The 16,186-nt window shown below is 68.0% G+C and carries 16 protein-coding genes; 7 read left to right on the top strand and 9 right to left on the bottom strand.

Annotation, left to right across the window (positions count from 1 at the left end; genetic code table 11):
* Positions 1-74 precede the first annotated feature (74 nt).
* From BM113_RS12530 to BM113_RS12520, 3 genes are all read right to left on the bottom strand, one after another.
* On the bottom strand, positions 75-638 hold the full coding sequence (locus BM113_RS12530) for a carboxymuconolactone decarboxylase family protein (RefSeq protein ID WP_089788421.1): 564 nt from the start codon (positions 636-638) through the stop codon (positions 75-77).
* Between the two features lie 92 nt (positions 639-730).
* On the bottom strand, positions 731-1,243 hold the full coding sequence (gene cgi121, locus BM113_RS12525; protein ID WP_089788420.1) for a KEOPS complex subunit Cgi121: 513 nt from the start codon (positions 1,241-1,243) through the stop codon (positions 731-733).
* Complete coding sequence (locus tag BM113_RS12520; protein WP_089788419.1) at positions 1,243-3,600, bottom strand: ATP-dependent DNA helicase; 2,358 nt, start codon at positions 3,598-3,600, stop codon at positions 1,243-1,245. The genes cgi121 and BM113_RS12520 overlap by 1 nt, the downstream gene beginning before the upstream one ends.
* A gap of 112 nt (positions 3,601-3,712) precedes the next feature.
* Here BM113_RS12520 and BM113_RS12515 point away from each other — a divergent pair, with 112 nt between their 5' ends.
* Complete coding sequence (locus BM113_RS12515; RefSeq protein ID WP_089788418.1) at positions 3,713-4,150, top strand: universal stress protein; 438 nt, start codon at positions 3,713-3,715, stop codon at positions 4,148-4,150.
* Between the two features lie 163 nt (positions 4,151-4,313).
* Here the strand turns inward: BM113_RS12515 and BM113_RS12510 are convergent, their stop codons facing one another.
* Complete coding sequence (locus BM113_RS12510) at positions 4,314-5,522, bottom strand: inorganic phosphate transporter (RefSeq protein ID WP_089788417.1); 1,209 nt, start codon at positions 5,520-5,522, stop codon at positions 4,314-4,316.
* A gap of 77 nt (positions 5,523-5,599) precedes the next feature.
* On the bottom strand, positions 5,600-6,523 hold the full coding sequence (locus tag BM113_RS12505) for an alkaline phosphatase family protein (RefSeq protein ID WP_089788416.1): 924 nt from the start codon (positions 6,521-6,523) through the stop codon (positions 5,600-5,602).
* Between the two features lie 93 nt (positions 6,524-6,616).
* On the opposite strand from BM113_RS12505, the gene BM113_RS12500 reads away from it, so the two are divergent.
* Positions 6,617-7,906 (top strand): glycosyltransferase family 2 protein, encoded by a 1,290-nt coding sequence (locus BM113_RS12500; protein ID WP_245758043.1) that lies wholly within the window; start codon positions 6,617-6,619, stop codon positions 7,904-7,906.
* A 23-nt stretch (positions 7,907-7,929) separates the two neighbouring features.
* Positions 7,930-9,027, top strand: coding sequence for a lysylphosphatidylglycerol synthase transmembrane domain-containing protein (locus BM113_RS12495; RefSeq protein ID WP_089788414.1), 1,098 nt, complete (start codon positions 7,930-7,932; stop codon positions 9,025-9,027).
* A gap of 21 nt (positions 9,028-9,048) precedes the next feature.
* On the opposite strand, the gene BM113_RS12490 is transcribed toward BM113_RS12495, so the two are convergent.
* Positions 9,049-10,503, bottom strand: coding sequence for a hemolysin family protein (locus BM113_RS12490; RefSeq protein ID WP_089788413.1), 1,455 nt, complete (start codon positions 10,501-10,503; stop codon positions 9,049-9,051).
* Between the two features lie 166 nt (positions 10,504-10,669).
* Here BM113_RS12490 and BM113_RS12485 point away from each other — a divergent pair, with 166 nt between their 5' ends.
* The gene (locus tag BM113_RS12485) at positions 10,670-10,915 is read left to right on the top strand and encodes a ferredoxin (RefSeq protein ID WP_089788412.1); all 246 of its coding nucleotides are present in this window, start codon (positions 10,670-10,672) and stop codon (positions 10,913-10,915) included.
* 19 nt (positions 10,916-10,934) lie between these two features.
* On the opposite strand, the gene BM113_RS12480 is transcribed toward BM113_RS12485, so the two are convergent.
* Positions 10,935-11,588, bottom strand: a complete 654-nt coding sequence (locus BM113_RS12480; RefSeq protein WP_089788411.1) for a helix-turn-helix domain-containing protein — start codon at positions 11,586-11,588, stop codon at positions 10,935-10,937.
* Between the two features lie 81 nt (positions 11,589-11,669).
* Between BM113_RS12480 and BM113_RS12475 the strand changes: the two genes are divergently transcribed.
* Positions 11,670-13,100, top strand: coding sequence for a cytochrome P450 (locus BM113_RS12475; RefSeq protein ID WP_089788410.1), 1,431 nt, complete (start codon positions 11,670-11,672; stop codon positions 13,098-13,100).
* 14 nt (positions 13,101-13,114) lie between these two features.
* On the opposite strand, the gene BM113_RS12470 is transcribed toward BM113_RS12475, so the two are convergent.
* Positions 13,115-13,777 (bottom strand): HAD family hydrolase, encoded by a 663-nt coding sequence (locus tag BM113_RS12470; protein ID WP_089788409.1) that lies wholly within the window; start codon positions 13,775-13,777, stop codon positions 13,115-13,117.
* A 109-nt stretch (positions 13,778-13,886) separates the two neighbouring features.
* On the bottom strand, positions 13,887-14,801 hold the full coding sequence (gene mdh, locus BM113_RS12465; RefSeq protein WP_089788408.1) for a malate dehydrogenase: 915 nt from the start codon (positions 14,799-14,801) through the stop codon (positions 13,887-13,889).
* Positions 14,802-14,954: 153 nt separating this feature from the next.
* Here mdh and BM113_RS12460 point away from each other — a divergent pair, with 153 nt between their 5' ends.
* Positions 14,955-15,431 carry a TIGR00725 family protein gene (locus BM113_RS12460; RefSeq protein ID WP_089788407.1) on the top strand — a complete coding sequence of 159 codons (477 nt, stop codon included), beginning with the start codon at positions 14,955-14,957 and terminating at the stop codon, positions 15,429-15,431.
* Between the two features lie 38 nt (positions 15,432-15,469).
* Positions 15,470-16,156, top strand: coding sequence for a helix-turn-helix domain-containing protein (locus BM113_RS12455; RefSeq protein WP_089788406.1), 687 nt, complete (start codon positions 15,470-15,472; stop codon positions 16,154-16,156).
* Positions 16,157-16,186: the final 30 nt, after the last annotated feature.

Below are 16,186 nucleotides of genomic sequence, written 5' to 3'. Positions count from 1 at the left end.
GTTACCCGACCGGCGGCTAAGCCCTGTCGGTTCGCGTCGAGACGGGTCGGGTCGGCCGCACCCACTGGGTCCGGTCAGTCGTCCGCCGCCTCGCCCTGCCAGGGGTGATCGTACTCCGTATCGAAGACGATATTCACGCGGTTCGCCGCCGAGAAGACGTTGACGCCGTGGACCAGTTGCAACAACGCCGCGTCGGAGAGACCGTGTTCGGTCCGGAGTTCCTCGACGTCCTCGCCAGTGACCCCGTGGGGGTCCTCGTTGACCTGCAGCGCGAAGTCGACGATCGCTCGCTCGAACTCGTCGAGCGAGTCGCCTTTCACGCCCTCCTGGAACGCCACGATGTCGTCCCTGTCGGCCCCGGTGTTCCCGAGGATCGTACAGTGAGCGCCGGTGCAGTAGTCGCAGTCGTTCGCCATCGACACCGCGATGGCGACCCGTTCCATCGTCTCCATCGACAGCGGGCCGTCCTCCCAGAGGGCCTGCTGCATGTAGAAGAAGTGCTCGAACGCCTCCGGGAAGTTCGCCTCTATCTTGAAGTGGTTCGGGACGGCTCCCTGTTTCTCGCGTGCGTACTCGAAGATCTCCTCGATCGTCTCGTCCGATAGCTCGTCGGGATCCAGCCGGTCGATGCGTGCCATGCCAGTGAACGACACTCACCATGGCGCATAAACGTTCGGAGACCCCGCTTCGGTTTCCGGAATCCCGGACGCGACCGCCACCCCCGCGGGCGCTACTTCTCGACCTCGAGCAGCGCCACCCGCTCGCGAACGAGGTCGCCGAGCGAGGCGTCGGTCGCTTCCCGCTCGGCACCGGTGATCTCGAAGAACTCGCACAGTCGCTCCTCGTCGACGGACTCGAGGGTCGGCTCCTCGCCGGCGACCGCGTCCAGTTCGCGGACGTCCGCGAGCGCGTCCCGCTCGGCGCGTCGGTCCCCCTCGCGGGAGTCGACGAGGACGACGGCCCGGTTCTTCCCCTCGTCGACGCCCATCTCGAGGGCGCGGTCGATCTGCCGGCGGCCGGCGGCGTACAGCAGGATCTCCACGGCCCGATCCCGGGCGACGTTCTCCCCGCGCTCGATGGCCCGGTCGGCGAACGCGACGGCCCGCTCGAGGTGGCGACGGTCGGCGACGTAGCGGGCGTCGAACGCCTGGATCGTCACGCCGTGGCGGTCGCCGATCTCGCCGATCGCGGCGACGAACGCGTCGAGGTCGTCGATCGCGAGGGGACATTCGAGCAGTTCCATCAGAAATCACCCAGGCTGGACTGGCTGTCGTCCGGTTCTGCGTCCTCGGTTCGTGTCGATGCGGTTTCCGTGCTCTCGGCGTCGTCGGCGTCCGACTCGTCAGTTCCGACGCCCCCGCCCGCCGGCTCGACCCCGTCCATCGACGGATCCTCGCGGCCGGCGTTCTCGAGGATGTTCTCGGCCGTCTTCTCCCCCTTCAGGGCGTCGAGGACGACGCCCTTGTCGGCCGACCGCAGGTCCGCGGGCTCTTCGATCCCGCGTTCGTACAGGCGACGGGCGCGCTTGCGGCCGACGCCGCCGACGGAGACGAGTTCGAGCAATTCCTCACTTACGCCGTGTTCGACGCGGGCACGGGCTTCCCGGACGGCCACGGTCCACTCGCTGTCGATCTCCCGTGCCAGCGACTCGGCGGCACCAAGCAGCCACTCGGCGGTGTCGACCTTTCCGCGCAGGTCGCCGGGACCGATCTTGTACCGTTCGGTGATCCGCTCTTCGTCGTCCTCCTGGGCCCAGTCCTCGAGGAGTTTGCCCGTCTTCAGGGCTGCCAGCCAGTCCTCGAAGCGGTCCTCCTCGAACTCGCTTGGGGCGTCGCCGAGCAGTTCGGCCTCCCGCTCGTAGTAGAGTTCGCCGAACTGCTCGTCCTCGCCCGACCGGAGGTAGAGTTCGTACATGTCGGGGGTCCGCGAGACGAGTTGATAGAGGCCAAGCGCCGTCGGGCGGTCGTCGGCGCTCTCGAGGCCGTGAACGATCTCGGCGGCGCTCATCGGGTCGAGGTAGAGCCGCGAGACGGTGTGACCGAGGCTGGTGGCCTCGAGTTGCTCGTCCTCGTCGCTCCGGTCCGCGAGGTCCGCCGCCGAGGTGAACGCGCCCCCGCCGGAATCGTCTCCCGATCCGCCCGACCGTTCGATGAAATCGTTGCGCTCGAGGTACGCCAGCACGTCGTCCGTGACGGCCGCGAGCCGGCCCGACTCGCCCGACTGGCTCGCGTACAGCGTCGCCTCGAGGAACTCGAGCAGCCCCTCCCGCGTACGGGCGAAGCCGGACGCGATCGTCGCGAGCACGTGCGTCCGCAGGGCGGGTTCGGCGGCGAGTTTCGACCGGACGGGCTCGGGATCGGCCCAGACGTACCGGTCGAACAGCTCCTGGCTCTCGTCGTGGCTCTTCGCGAGCAACACGGCCTCGCCGTAGGGGTCCAGTCCGGGACGGCCCGCACGGCCCATCATCTGGTGGACCTCGAGGACGTCGAGCGGCGCCATTCCGCCGGCGGAGGGGTCGAACCGCCGCCAGTCGCGGACGATCACCCGTCGTGCGGGCGTGTTGACCCCGGCCGCGAGCGTCGGCGTCGCCGAGATGACCTTCAGCAGCCGATCGCGGAAGGCGTCCTCGACGAGCGACCGCTGGGTGCTCGAGAGCCCGGCGTGGTGGAACGCGGAGCCGCGTTCGACGCAGTCGGCGAGGTCCGTGCTGGTCTCGGTGTCGCTGTCGTCGCGGATCTCCGCGGCCAGGTCGGCGAGTTCGGCCCGCTCGTCGGCGGTCAGTTCCTCCCGGGAGACCTGCCCGAGCCGGCGGGCCGCGGCTTCCGCGTTGCGCCGCGAGTTGACGAACACGAGCGAGGAGCCGCCCTCCTGGAGGATGTCGCGGACGAGCGCGGCCTCCTGTTTCTCCGAGCCCTCGACGGGTACCTCGCGGGTCGAGCCGTCGTCGAAATTCAGGGCGTTGCCGTAGTGGACGCCCATCTTCAGATCGATCGGCCGCCAGTCGGTATCGATCAGTTCGCCGTCCAGCCAGCCCGCGATCTCGTCGGCGTTGCCCACCGTCGCCGAGAGCGCGACCTGTTGCATTCCCGGGTTCAGCCGCCGGAGCTTCGCGAGGGTCACCTCGAGGGTCGGCCCCCGCTCGCGGTCGTCGATGAGGTGGACCTCGTCGCTGACGACGCAGGTGAGATCGGAGAGCCAGTCCGCGCCGTTGCGCACGAGCGAGTCGATCTTCTCGCTTGTGGCGACGACGATGTCCTTCGTGGCGAGCCAGTCGCTGGTCGACTCGTAGTTGCCGGTCGCGACGCCGACGGTGACTCCGAACTGCTCGTAGGCCTCGAACTCCTCCTTTTTCTCGCTGGCCAGGGCCCGCAACGGGACGATGTAAAGCGCCTTGCCGCCGCGCTCGATCGCCGATAGCATCGAGAGGGCGGCGATCATCGTCTTCCCGCTGGCGGTCGGCACCGCGGCGACGAGGTTCTCGCCCTCCGTCGCGCCGGCCTCGACGGCCTCGGCCTGCGGTGGGTAGAGTTCCTCGATCCCGTCCTCCCGGAAGTGGTCGATCGCCCCGGGCGGGAGCCCCGACAGCTCCTCGACGTTCATTGTCCGCCTTTGGCGCGTCCGGTGGTTTAAACTGTCGTCTCTCCCTCGCTTCTCCGCCCCGGTTCGCGGTTCCGGCGATAGACCGATGACGGTGGGTGCCCAAATCGACCCTATGGCCGATCCGGATCCCGACCGGGTCCTCGTCCCCTCGCTCGGTCGCCCAGGCGAAGACGAGGCGCTCGCGTACGCACTCGAGTCGTTTCCCGACGCGGAGATCGTCCTGCTCGCCGTCGTGACGCCGCTGGAGTCGCCGCTCAGCGAGGGCGGCGTCCTCGAGCGCGACGACGACCGGTTCGAGGAGGCGCGCGAGACCGCGAAAACCCGGCTCGCGTCCGTCGCAGCCGACTCGAGCGAGCGCGTCCGCATCGAAACGGTCGAGGGCCGCCCGGGAACCGTCGTTCCCCGGTACGCGAGCGACGAAGCCGTCGACCACGTCGTCATGTACGGTCACGGAACGAATACCTCGGGCCTCGTCCGGCGGTTCCTCGGCCGCGACGTCGCCACGACCGTCGTCGAGCGGACCGACGAACCGGTGACCGTACTCGGTTGAGGCGTACCCCGGATCGCGCACGATCCTCTGTGGGATCGGTGGGATCGCTACCGCCTGCTCGGGCTGTTCGTCGGCGTCCTCCTGACCCCCGGAAGCTACCTGGCCTCGCCGGCGAAGTGAGTCCGGCCCCGATTCGGTTCCGGTTCGGGGTCAGACACCGAACTCAGCCGCCGATGACCGCCTCGAGCGCCTGATACAGTCCGTAACCGACGACGGTCGAACTCCCGAGCGTCAGCAGCCAGAACGTCACGGTAAACCCGATCTTCCGTTTCGAGACGCCCGCCGATCCCGCCGCCAGTCCGCCGCCGATCACCCCGGAGAGGATGATGTTGTTCAGCGAGATCGGGATCCCGAGCGCGATCGCCAGCTGTGCGATAATAAACCCGGGGACGAGCGCCGCGATCGACCGGCGCACCCCGAGCTGGGCGTACTCCCTCGAGGTCGCCTGTAACAGCCGCGGTGCGGCCATCCAGGCCCCGGCGAGGATCCCCGCCGCCCCCAGTGCGAGCAGCGTGATCCCCGGGAGGCCGAGTTCGACCCGGAACAGGTTCTCGAGGGGACCGGTCGCGAGCCCGACCTGCGACCCGCCCGAAGAGAAGGCGACGATCCCGCCCAGGACGAGCAGGAACGTCCGGATTCCCCGTTCGACCGATACGACCACTCGGTTGCGGATCCAGTAGAAAGCGAGCGCGCCAACGGCGATCGTTACGAGGACCGTACCGAGGTCGACGTCGGCGACGAGCGTCGGACCGCCGCCGAACTGTCGGGAGACGAATCTGGCGAGAGTTCCCTGGTCGGCGACGGGATCCGGGATCACGCCGAGTCTGATGTTCGCGACGATGCCCCCGACGATACCGGCCAGGAGCGGAACGCCCACCGTTTCGGGCACGTCGTCCCGCCGGAGGACCGTCGCGGTCACGAAGGCTAACCCCCCAGACATGAACGGCACGAGCAGCCAGAACGTGCCGAGACGCTGGTACGTCGCCATCGCCGGATCGCCGCCGAGCGAGAGGCCGACGCCGATCATCGCCCCCGTCGTCGCGAACGCCGCCGGAATCGGATAGCGCGTGTAGATGCCGACGGCCATGAACGTCGCCGCAGTGAGCAAGCCGGCGGTCGCGGCCAGCGGCGTGATCGTCACACCGTCGATCAGGTCCGCACCGACCGTCTCCGAGATGCTGCCCCCCTGCATGAGCGCGCCAGCCGCTGCGAGCAGCCCGATGACGAACGCAGCCTGCATCGTCGAGATAGCGTTCGCGCCGATCGCGGGGGCGAACGGCGGCGAGTTGCTGTTCGCTCCCAGGACCCAGGCCATGAACAGACAGGTACCGATTGCAGCGGCGACGAGCGCGACGAACGACGGATCGACCATTCGGTTCCCGATGGTTCACTGTCCCGACAAAAAAGCGTTCGTGCCGGGCGTCGCATGCGCTCGAGCGAAACTGGCGACTAGCTGACGTATCCCAGCGCCTGCAGCCGCTGTTGCACGTCCGACTCGGCCGTCCGCTCCTCACAGTCCGGGTCCGGTTCGTGCGTTTCCCGGTCCGTCGCGGACGTGGTCACCCACGGCACCGTCCGTACGGCGGGGTGGAGACAGCCGACCGGGTGGTCGTAGATCCCCCACTCGCCGAGCGCGTCGCCGTGATCGGCCGTGATGGCGACCCGGTCCGCGTCGACGTTCTCGAGGAGGAGGTCCACGTCCTCGAGCGCGCGACGCAGGTTGTCCTGGTAGGCGGCCCAGAAGGTCTCGAAGTCGATCTTGTCCTTCCGGAGCGCGTCGACGACCGTGTCCGACAGCGCCGGACCGAACGGTTCGGCGTCGAATCCGGCGTCGAGTCCGAGGAACGGGTGGTGGGGCTGGACGTAGTGGACGATCAGCCGATCCGGATCCGTCTCGCGGGCGGCCCGGATGGCCCTGTCGGTAACCTGACGCGGCGGGACCGTATCGTGCTCGTCGTCCCAGCCGTACCGCCAGACCTCGTCGAGGTCGCCGAACCGGTCGGCGGAGAGGAGCCGGTCGGAGAAGACGTTGCTCGTCACGTACGTGGTGTTTGCCACCTCGTCGGCGTACTCGTCGGTGAACGTCTTGGCCATCCACTCCTTGGACATGCTCCCGACCGATTCCATCCGTTCGATCTCCGCGTCCGCGAGGAAGGCGTACTCGTCGGCGACCGAGCGAAGCAGATCGACCCGACACGCGTCGAGGATGATCAACACGTCCCAGTCGCGCTCGTAGACGTTCGTCCCACGCGGGAGCGGCCAGGCGAGCCACCAGAGCCCGGTGTACAGGTCGTACGCGACGTCCCCGACGCCCTCGAGTCCCTTCTCCCGGATCTTCCGCGCGGAGACCCGGAGCCAGTCGTCGAATCCCATCCTTCCCGTAGATATTCCACTGAGTCGGTAACTAGCTACCGGAACGAGTTGCGAGCAGAACGTTGAATAGCCAACCGACGCGTCGTTAGGATGATGCCATCGGTAGTCACTCGCGTCGTCGAAAAAGCGGGAACGATACTCGCAGTCGGCGCGCTGTTCGCCGTCGGGTTCGTAACGGGGGCGGACATCTGGACGGTGGCGCTTTCTCCCCTCATCATACTGGATTTCTTCGAGAGCGCGGTGTACGTGGGAATGTTCACCGTCGCGATCGCCGGGACGGGGGTACTCCTCGCCTACGACGTCTGGCGGGACGGATCGTCGGCGACGTCGCCGAGTCGGATCGCGTCCGGCCCCACCGTGCGGGCGATCGTCCCCGCCTACCAGGACGCGGACGTCGTCGACGAGAGCGTCACCAGTCTGCTCGAGAACGACTACGACTCGCTCCGGATCTCCGTCGTCGTCGAACCCGACGACACGCGGACTCGAGCGCGCGCGAGCGAACTCGCGGAGCGCTACGATGCCGTGGACTGCGTGATCAACGACTCACCCGGATCGAAAGCGACCGCGATCAACACCGCGGTCGAGCGGAGTTCGGCCGACTACTTCGTCGTGTTCGACGCCGACGAACGGGCCTCCCCCGAGTTCGTCTCCATCGCGATGGGCGAACTCGTCGGCGACGCGGACGTCTTCCAGGGCCGCCGGATCCCGCGTCCGACGGGCCCCGTCGAGACGCTTGCCTACTGCGAGCGCGTCGTCGTCCAGGCGGGATACATGATCGGCGAGTTCGTCGGGTTCACCCACTGTCAGAGTTCCGCGACCGGGTTCACCCGAGAGGCGTTCGAGGCCGTCGGCGGCTACGCCGACGTGTTGACCGAGGACATCTACTTCTCCCACCAGTGTCACAAGGCCGGGTTGACGGTCGCCCAGAACCGGCGCTGTACGAGCACGATGGAAGCCCCTCACACCGTTCGGGACCTCTGGGGGCAGCGAAAGCGGTGGCGGATCGGTCACGTGCAGGTGTCACACCTGCGGATCGTCGAGTCGATTACGGGCGGCATGGACGTCGACGACGTCGTCTCGGTCGGCCGGGCGGTCGGGGCCGTTCTCGCGGGTGCCACGTTGCTGGTGCTCACCGCACACGTCCTGTTCCTGTTGTTGTTCGACCCTGGCTCTGCGATCGCCGCGCTGGTCGCGATCTACGGACTGATCGGCGGCGTCTGGAGCCGTGACCTGGTCGACGGCCGGGTCGGTCCCCCATCCTGGACGATCGCACTCGCGCCGCTCGTCTATCTGGGCCACGGCGTCCTGACCGTGAAGGCGATGTTCGAGTACGGTCTGACCTGGGACGGCGAGTGGTACCAGGTGACGAAGACCGGAGCCTGATCCCGGCGACACTCTCTAGTATCGTGTCCGATCCTGATTCCGATCCAGATCCCGATACCGCCGCCGACGGCGAGGCGACCGCCCACGGGGACGAGGAGTCGGCCGTAACCCTCGGCGCGGGGTGGGGCGATCGCAGGACGGTCGCGAAGACCGCCCTGGCGTTTCTCGTGGCGGTCGTGCTCGTCTACCTGCTCGGGGCCGTCGTCGGCTGGGACCGAACCGTCTCGCGGCTCCGAACAGCCCAACTCGAGTGGGTGGCCGCGGCCTGCGTCTCGACGCTGCTGTGTCTCGTCGCCTGGGGGAAGACCTGGCACGTCGTCCTCCGGGCGATCGGCGTCACCGTCCCGTTCCGGAAGCTGATCGTGACGTTCTTCGCGGCGACGTTCGCCAACTACGTCACGCCGATGGGACAGGCCGGCGGCGAACCGTTCATCGCGTACGTGCTGGCCCGCGACACGGAAGCGACGTTCGAACAGAGCCTCGCCAGCGTCGTCACGGCCGACCTGGTTCGACTCCTCCCGTTTTTCACCGCGGGCGGGCTCGGCCTCGGCTACCTGCTGTTTACCGCCCAGCTCGCGGGGCCGATCGAACGGTTCGCCGTCCTGCTCGCTGCACTCGCCGTGGGGCTGCCGGCCATCGCCGTCGTCGGCTGGCGGTTCCGGGAGCGGCTCCGCGACCTCGTCGTGCGTGCGCTCGCCCCCGTCGCCCGCCGAACCGACCGGCTCTCGCTCGAGTCGGTCCGCGACCGGATCACCCGCCTCTACGGGTCGCTCGAGGTGATCGCCGATTCGCCCCGCGTCGTCGTCACGGCGATCGCGTTCGCGTACGTCGGCTGGGTGCTGTTCGCGATCCCGCTGTACTTCGCCGGCCTCGCGCTCGGGACGCCGGTGTCGGCGTTGCTCGTGTGCTTTCTCGTCCCGGCGAGCGTCATCGCCGGCTCGACGCCGCTGCCCGGCGGGCTCGCGGCCATCGAGGGTACGCTCGTCGCGCTGTTGACGGCGTTGACGGCGCTCGCGACGGCCGACGCGCTCGCGGTGGTGGCGATCTACCGGCTCGCGAGTTACTGGCTGGTGATCGTCGTCGGCGGCATCGCCGCGCTCTGGGTGATCCGGCGCGTCTGAGTGTCCTCGGCTCCCGCCCTCTCAACTCCCCTCCGACCTCTCGGCACGCTCGGACTCGAGGGCAGTGTCGTCGCCGGCCGCTCCGTCCGTCGCCGACTCCGCCGTGCCCTCGAACGTCCCCGACTCGGGCCGAACGACGACCGTCGAGGCGCGCATGCCGTCGACCGCCGTCACGGTCAGTTCGTGGCCCGCGATCGATACCCGGTCGCCGGACTCGGGCGGCCGCCCGAGTCGAGCGAGCACCAGGCCGCCGATCGTCTCCACGGCGTCGTGGTCGAAGGTAGTCCCGAGTTCCTCGTTGACCGTCGAGAGCGCGACGCCGCCGTCGACGGCGACGCCCTCCTCGCTCGCGTCGCGGTCGATCGACGGCTCCCGCGAGGGGACGTCGAACTCGTCGTGGAGGTCACCGACGACCACCTCGACGACGTCCTCGACGGTGACGATCCCCTCGAGGACGCCCCACTCGTCGATCACCGCGGCCATCTGTGCCCGTTCCCGCTGGAGATCCGAGAGGAGATCGCTGACGGCGACGGTTTCGGGGACGACGGGGATATCGTGGGCGAGGTCGCCGGCGGTGGTCGTGCGGTCGTCTCCGTCCCCGTCCCCGTCCCCGTCCCCGACTTCGCCCTCGGCCTCGAGGGTCCCCGCCCGAATCACGTCCTTGGCGTCGACGAGCCCGACAACTCGATCCGGATCGCCCGCGTCGACGACGGGATAGCGCGTGTGACCCGTCTCGACGATCCGGTCCCGCAGGTCCGCGAGCGGGAGGTCCGCGGGGACGCTCCGAACGTCGGGTCGCGGAACCATCACCTCTCGCGCCGTGACGTCGTCGAGTTCGAACACCCGGTCGATCATCTCGACCTCGTCCGCGGCGACGTTGCCCTCCTCGCCGGAGCGGGCAAGCGCCATGCGGAGTTCCTCCTCGGTGAACGTCTCGTCGGTCTCGGAGGCCGGCGGGATCCCGATCAGCCGGGTGAAGGCGTTTGCCGTCCCGTTGAAGACGACGATCCCCGGCACGAACAGGTAGTAGAAGGCCTTCATCGGCGCGGCGACCAGCAGCGCGATCCGTTCGGCCCGGGCGATAGCGATCGTCTTCGGCGCGAGTTCGCCGAATACCACGTGGAGGAACGTGATGACGCCGAACCCGACCGCGAAGGCGACGAGGTGGACGGTTCCCTCGGGGAGGAACGGGCCGACGGCCGGTTCGATGAGCGCCGCGACCGCGGGTTCGCCGATCCACCCGAGCCCCAGCGAGGCGATCGTGATCCCCAGTTGTGTCACGGCGAGGTAGTCGTCCAGGTTGTCCATTACCTCGGCGAGCAGCGTCGCGCCGGTTCTCCCGTCCGCGACCAACGACTCGACGGCGGTCGAGCGAACCCTGACGAACGCGAACTCGGCGGCGACGAAGAACCCGTTCAGAGCGACGAGCACCAGCGCGGCACCGACTCGAGCGCCGGAGAGGGCGAGGTCTACCATCGTCCGTTCGCCTCCGCGCCGGACGGGTTCGGATCACTCGGTCCTCTCGGCGGGCTGAGGTGATCGAACATGGCCTAACGACCGGGTGGCAGCCACTAAACGGTACCGTCGATACGGAGGACAGACGACCGCTACCGATTTAGGGTGCTCGCCCGAATCTCGAGCCATGAAAGTCGAATTCGACGAGGACACCTGCATCGGGATGTTCCAGTGTGTCGCCGAGTGGGACGCCTTCGAGGAGGACAAATCGAAGGGGAAAGCCGTCCTCCGGGACAGCGAGGAGGTCGAGGACGGCGTCTTCGTCCGCGAGGTACCCGAGGACGCGGAACTCGACGCGAAGTTCGCCGCCCGAACCTGTCCCGTCGACGCCATCAGGATCTACGACGACGACGGAGAACAGTTGATTCCCTGATTCCGGGTCGGCTTTCGACTTATCGTCGTACCGCCGCGTCGACCAGCTCCGCCTCCGCTGCCCGTAGCAACGTCGACGCCGCGCTCTCGGAACACCCGAGTTCGTCGGCTACCGTCGCTAAGTCGCCGCTCCGTGGCACCTCGTAGTACCCCACGTCGCGGGCGACCTCCAGCGCCTCGAACTGCCGGGCCGTGAGTCGGCCGGCCAGCGTCTCCGAACGGCGCTGGTGTTCGCTCACGCGCGTGACCTCGACGTCGATATCGTCGGGTGCGTTCTCGAGCAGCCGCGACATGGCCGCTGGCTCCCCGAGCACGGTGACGTGAACGTTCTCTCGGCCCGTGTAGACCATCGGCGGGACGATCACGAGTCCGGGGACGTCGAACGTCCCCATGACGGTGGCGTCGGCGGCTCGCAGGTCCATCTCGACGTAGCCGTAGAAGGTGTCGGCGTCGATCGGCGTGACGTCGTACCGGCGGACGGACTCGAGGTCTTCGGCCAGGTTCCCGAGAGCGCCGGGGTCACCGACGACCAGCGAGAGGAAGCGGACGGTCTCGGACACGGGGTCGACCTCCCAGGAAAGGACCTCCTCGCGCTGGAACGACTCGAGCGGGTCTTCGGGTGCCGGCAACTGCATCGACGGCGGAAGTCGGACGGTGAGGTCTGCCGACTGCATACCGGTCGTTCGGTGGTAGTATATAAAGAAGTTCAGTGCTTCGAGCGAGTATCGACAGTCGTCCGCTTCGAAGGGAGGTGTATGACCGAGCCACGTTCGACGGCGAAGGATCGAGACCCGACGACCGACGCGGACGATACCGAAACGACGCGACCTGCAGTCGAATCGCCGCCACCCGGTCCGCGCGGGCTTCCGATCGTCGACAACACCATCGGGTTCGCTCGAGACCCGCTCGAGTTCCTCTCCTCGATGCGCGAGTACGGCGACGTTGCCGGATACGAGGCGTTCGACCGCGAATTCGTCGTCGTCTCCGACCCCGGACTCGTCGAGGAGGTCCTCGTCTCCCGCGACGACGAGTTCTGGCGCGGCGAGTTCGAGAACGAGTTCGGCGAAGCCCTGGATATCGAGGGCGTGTTCTTCGCGGAGGGCGATCGTTGGCGCCGACAACGCACGCTCCTCCAGAACGCGTTCACGCCGGCACGGATCCGATCCTACGCGGACGACATGGTGGCAGAGACCGTGCGCCTGCTCGAGGAGTGGTCCGACGGCGAGGTCGTCGACATCCGAGAGGCGGCGTCGACGCTGACGCTCCGGGCATTGACGCGGTCGCTGTTCGACCTCGAGTTCGAGGACGACCGCACCGATCGCGTGCGGCGCTGGGTTCGGGCTATGGGCGCGTACAACGATTCGGAGTTCCTCGGCGTCCGCGTCCTCCTTCCGTCGTGGATCCCCAGCCGGGCCGAACGCGAGTACCGGCGCGCGACGGCAGACGTCACCGAACTCGTCGGGGAGTTGGTCGCCGAACGGCGCCGATCGGACGCGGACGGCGACGACCTGCTCTCGTTGCTCGCGACCGGCGAGTACCCCGACGGCTCGAGTCCGTCCGCCGAGGAGATCACGGATCAGTTACTGCTGTTCCTGCTCGCTGGCCACGAGACGACGGCGACCGCACTGACCTACGCCTGCTGGCTGCTGGCCGGCGATAATAACGTTCAATCGCGTCTCGAGCGAGAAGTTTCGACCGTCCTCGGGGATCGGGATCCGGCGTTTGCAGATCTGTCCGATCTGGCCGTCACCGAGGCGGTCGGTCGGGAAGCGTTGCGTCTCTACCCGCCATTGCCCTTCCTTCAGCGCGAGCCCCACGAGGAGACCACCCTCGCTGGCTACCGTATCGGGTCGGGAACGACGGTACAGCTCAACATGTACAGCATCCACCGCGACGAGCGCTGGTGGACCGACCCCGACGCGTTCCGTCCCGATCGGTGGCTCGCGGACGGCGAGGACGGCCAATCCGTGCTCCACGGCGGCGACCGGCCCGAGTACGCCTACTTCCCGTTCGGCGGCGGGCCGCGCCACTGTATCGGGATGCGCTTCGCGATGACCGAACTCCAGCTATCGCTGGCGACGATGGTTCGACGCGTCGACCTCGAGCGAGTGACGACGTCGATCGACCCGTCGTTCGAGGTGTCGCTCGATCCCGGACCGGTCGAGATGCGGGTTCGGAAACGGTAAGCCCTTTTCGCCCCTCACGTGAGGCGTTTTACCTCGTGTAGGTCCTCGACCTCGTAAGTCGGCGTGACCTCGAGATCGACGTCTCGACAGTGTGATCGGCGAACGAAGACCGACTCGAGCCCGGCTCGTTCGGCCGCGATCACGTCGCTTTCGCTGTCGCCGACGTAGAGCGCCGACTCGGCCCCGACGCCGAGGTCGGCCAGGCCCCGCTCGAGGTAGTGGGTGTTCGGTTTCTTCAACTCGAGGCTCTCGATCGTCATCTCCCGGCCGTAGTAGGTGTCGAAGGCCCCCGCCAGCCCGAAGTGGTCCAGGACGAACTCGACGGTGGAGTGGTGGTTGTTGCTCACCACGCCGCAGGGGACCTCGAGGTCGGTCACGGCGTCGACGTCGTCGTACCGGTTCCGGGTCCCGTCCCGGAACTCGTCCAGTTGGGACCGTTCGTCGTGGCGCTCGCGGGCCGACCAGAACGTCTCGGGGTCGAGATCGTACGTCGCACAGATCTCGTGGAGGAAGTCGACGGTCACGCCGCTGACGACGCCGGTGACGTGCTCGCGGGCGGGGTCGTCGACGCCTACCGATTCGAACGCGGCCCGTGCGGCCCGGATCTGCGTTTCGACCGGCGGCGGGTCGACGAGTACGCCGTCGTTGTCGAAGAGGACTGCGTCGTATCCGGTCACTCGAACGAATAGTTCGAAACGCCAATTGGTAGTTTCGGTCCGACGTCGGGCCCGAGGGCGACGCCGCTGTCCGGTTGGGGTAGAAAAACGGGGTCGAGCCGACGGTCGCTTACGCGATCTCGTCGTACTGGTCCGAGAGCTTCTCGGCCGCTTCGCCGAGCTGGTTGCGCTCGAACTCGGTGAGTTCCCACTCGACGATCTCCTCGACGCCGTCGGCACCGAGCTTACAGGGGACGCCGAAGGCGGTGTCCTCGTGGCCGTACTCGCCCTCGAGTTTGACGCTGCAGGGCAGCACCTCGCCCGTATCGCGGAGGATCGCCTCGACCGTATGACCGACGCCCGTGGCGGGACCCCACTGGGTCGCGCCCTTCTTCTCGATGACGTTCATCGCGGAGGTCTGCAGTTCCTCGAGGAGTTCCTCCTTCTCGTCGTCGTCGAACTCGGGGTCCTGACCGTTGACGCGGACCTTCGAGAACACGGGCACCTGCGCGTCGCCGTGTTCGCCGAGGATCGTCGCCTCGACGTTCCCGACGGGCGCGTCGAACCGCTCGGAGATGACGTAGCGGAACCGGGCGGAGTCGAGTCGGCCGCCGAAGCCGATCACCTTCTCGCGGGCGCGGTCGCCCGACTCGTAGAGGTGCCGATTGAGGAGGTCGACCGGGTTCGACGTGGTGACGGTGACGAAGTCGTCGTTGTGCTCGGCGATCGAGGAACCGATGTCCTCCATGATCGGAGCGTTGTCGCCCGCGAGGTCGATGCGGGTCTGGCCGGGCTGGCGCGGGATGCCGGCCGTGATGACGACGACGTCCGACCCCTCGGTGTCGGCGTAGCCGCCCTGTCGGACCGTCGTGTTCGAATCGTAGGCAGCGCCGTGGTTGACGTCGGCGGCTTGCCCGATCGTGTCGTCTTCCTTGTCCGGAATGTCGACGAGCACGAGTTCGTCTGCGATGTCCCGAAGCGCGATGTTGTAGGCAGCGGCGGCCCCGACCGTTCCGGCCGCGCCGACCACGCTAACTTTCGTCATACCACGTAAAACTGGACCAGCCCTTGCGTTAAATCCGTCGGATTCCCCACGTACGCCCGAAATTGACGATATTCGATACGTCGATCGTCGAACCAGTACCGCCGAGTCTCGCGTTTCGAACCGGTGATAGGGCTCCGGTCCGGTATGCCCACCATGAGCCATCGGATCAGCGTCATCGGCGGCGGCGCGATCACGGACGACCAGCGGGAACTCGCGGTCGCGGTCGGTCGCGAACTCGGCGCGCGGGGACACACCGTCGTCTGCGGCGGCCGCGGCGGCACGATGGCGGCGGTCTGTCGCGGCGCGAAAACCCAGGACGGGGAGACGATCGGCATCCTGCCCGGCGACGACCGCGCGGCGGCCAACGACTACGTCGACGTCCCGATCGCGACCGGGCTCGGCCACGCCCGGAACGCGCTCGTGGCCCTGAACGGCGACGCCGTGATCGCGCTCGCCGGCGGCGTCGGCACGCTCACCGAGATCGGCTTCGCCGGCATCTACGACCGGCCGGTCGTCGGCCTCGAGACCCACGACGTCTCCGATCTGGACCTCGGGATCGCCCTCGAGACCGTCGAGACGCCGGAGGCGGCCGTCGACGCCGTAGAGCGGGCGCTCGAGGACCGATCGTAAGTCAACTGGTATTTCAGTCCGACCGTCTACCGCTCGCTATGGGGCTCGTAGCCGAGTTCGACCTTCCGTGCGAGGGACTCCCGCTCGTCGGCGTCGCGGCGGCCGTACCGGCGGCGACGGTGACGCTCGAGTTGCAGTTCAACCACGGCGATCGGCCGCCGTTTCTCGTCACCGTAACCGGCGGGTCGCCGACGGCGACGGAGCGGGCGCTCGCCGACGCCGACGACGTGGCGGAGTACACGCTGGTCGGCCGGGCCGGCGAGACGCGACGTTACCAGGCGATGCCGGCGTTCAGCCTGGAGGAACAGCTCGGGGGCTATCTCGACGACCTCCGGGGGCTGGAGGCGCTCGCGACGGCCGACGCCATCATCGAACGCATCGAAGTCACCGGCGACGGCTGGACCCAGACGGGGTGGTTCGCCGACCGGGAGACCTTCGACGAGTTCCGGACGTTCTGGCAGCGGAACGGCTACTTCCGCCTCCGTCGGCTCACTCGCGACGGGGAGCCCGAGCCGCCGGGCGACGGCCTCACGGACCGCCAGCGCGAGGCGCTCCGGACGGCGTACGAACTGGGCTACTTCGACATCCCACGGGACGCGTCGCTCGAGGACGTCGCCGCGGAACTGGGGATTTCGGCGTCGTCGGTGTCCGAACGCCTGCGCCGCGCTCAGACGCAACTCATCGAGGAGACGGTCGCCCCGATGTGGCCGCCGCTGCTCGAGTGAGCTCACTTAAACTGCCGGACGATCGAGAGT

Origin of the sequence: Natronobacterium haloterrestre (genome assembly GCF_900112205.1) — an archaeon.
Lineage (GTDB): Archaea > Halobacteriota > Halobacteria > Halobacteriales > Natrialbaceae > Natronobacterium > Natronobacterium haloterrestre.
This window is presented reverse-complemented; position numbering and strand designations above follow the sequence as displayed.

Bases quoted from the DNA above. Each gene is read 5' to 3' on its own strand.
- BM113_RS12500 (WP_245758043.1), top strand. From the start codon at position 6,617: ATGCCATCGGTAGTCACTCGCGTCGTCGAAAAAGCGGGAACGATACTC.
- BM113_RS12515 (WP_089788418.1), top strand. From the start codon at position 3,713: ATGGCCGATCCGGATCCCGACCGGGTCCTCGTCCCCTCGCTCGGTCGC.
- BM113_RS12520 (WP_089788419.1), bottom strand. From the start codon at position 3,600: ATGAACGTCGAGGAGCTGTCGGGGCTCCCGCCCGGGGCGATCGACCAC.
- BM113_RS12480 (WP_089788411.1), bottom strand. From the start codon at position 11,588: ATGCAGTCGGCAGACCTCACCGTCCGACTTCCGCCGTCGATGCAGTTG.
- BM113_RS12530 (WP_089788421.1), bottom strand. From the start codon at position 638: ATGGCACGCATCGACCGGCTGGATCCCGACGAGCTATCGGACGAGACG.
- mdh (WP_089788408.1), bottom strand. From the start codon at position 14,801: ATGACGAAAGTTAGCGTGGTCGGCGCGGCCGGAACGGTCGGGGCCGCC.
- BM113_RS12510 (WP_089788417.1), bottom strand. From the start codon at position 5,522: ATGGTCGATCCGTCGTTCGTCGCGCTCGTCGCCGCTGCAATCGGTACC.
- BM113_RS12485 (WP_089788412.1), top strand. From the start codon at position 10,670: ATGAAAGTCGAATTCGACGAGGACACCTGCATCGGGATGTTCCAGTGT.
- BM113_RS12460 (WP_089788407.1), top strand. From the start codon at position 14,955: ATGAGCCATCGGATCAGCGTCATCGGCGGCGGCGCGATCACGGACGAC.
- BM113_RS12490 (WP_089788413.1), bottom strand. From the start codon at position 10,503: ATGGTAGACCTCGCCCTCTCCGGCGCTCGAGTCGGTGCCGCGCTGGTG.
- cgi121 (WP_089788420.1), bottom strand. From the start codon at position 1,243: ATGGAACTGCTCGAATGTCCCCTCGCGATCGACGACCTCGACGCGTTC.
- BM113_RS12505 (WP_089788416.1), bottom strand. From the start codon at position 6,523: ATGGGATTCGACGACTGGCTCCGGGTCTCCGCGCGGAAGATCCGGGAG.
- BM113_RS12455 (WP_089788406.1), top strand. From the start codon at position 15,470: ATGGGGCTCGTAGCCGAGTTCGACCTTCCGTGCGAGGGACTCCCGCTC.
- BM113_RS12475 (WP_089788410.1), top strand. From the start codon at position 11,670: ATGACCGAGCCACGTTCGACGGCGAAGGATCGAGACCCGACGACCGAC.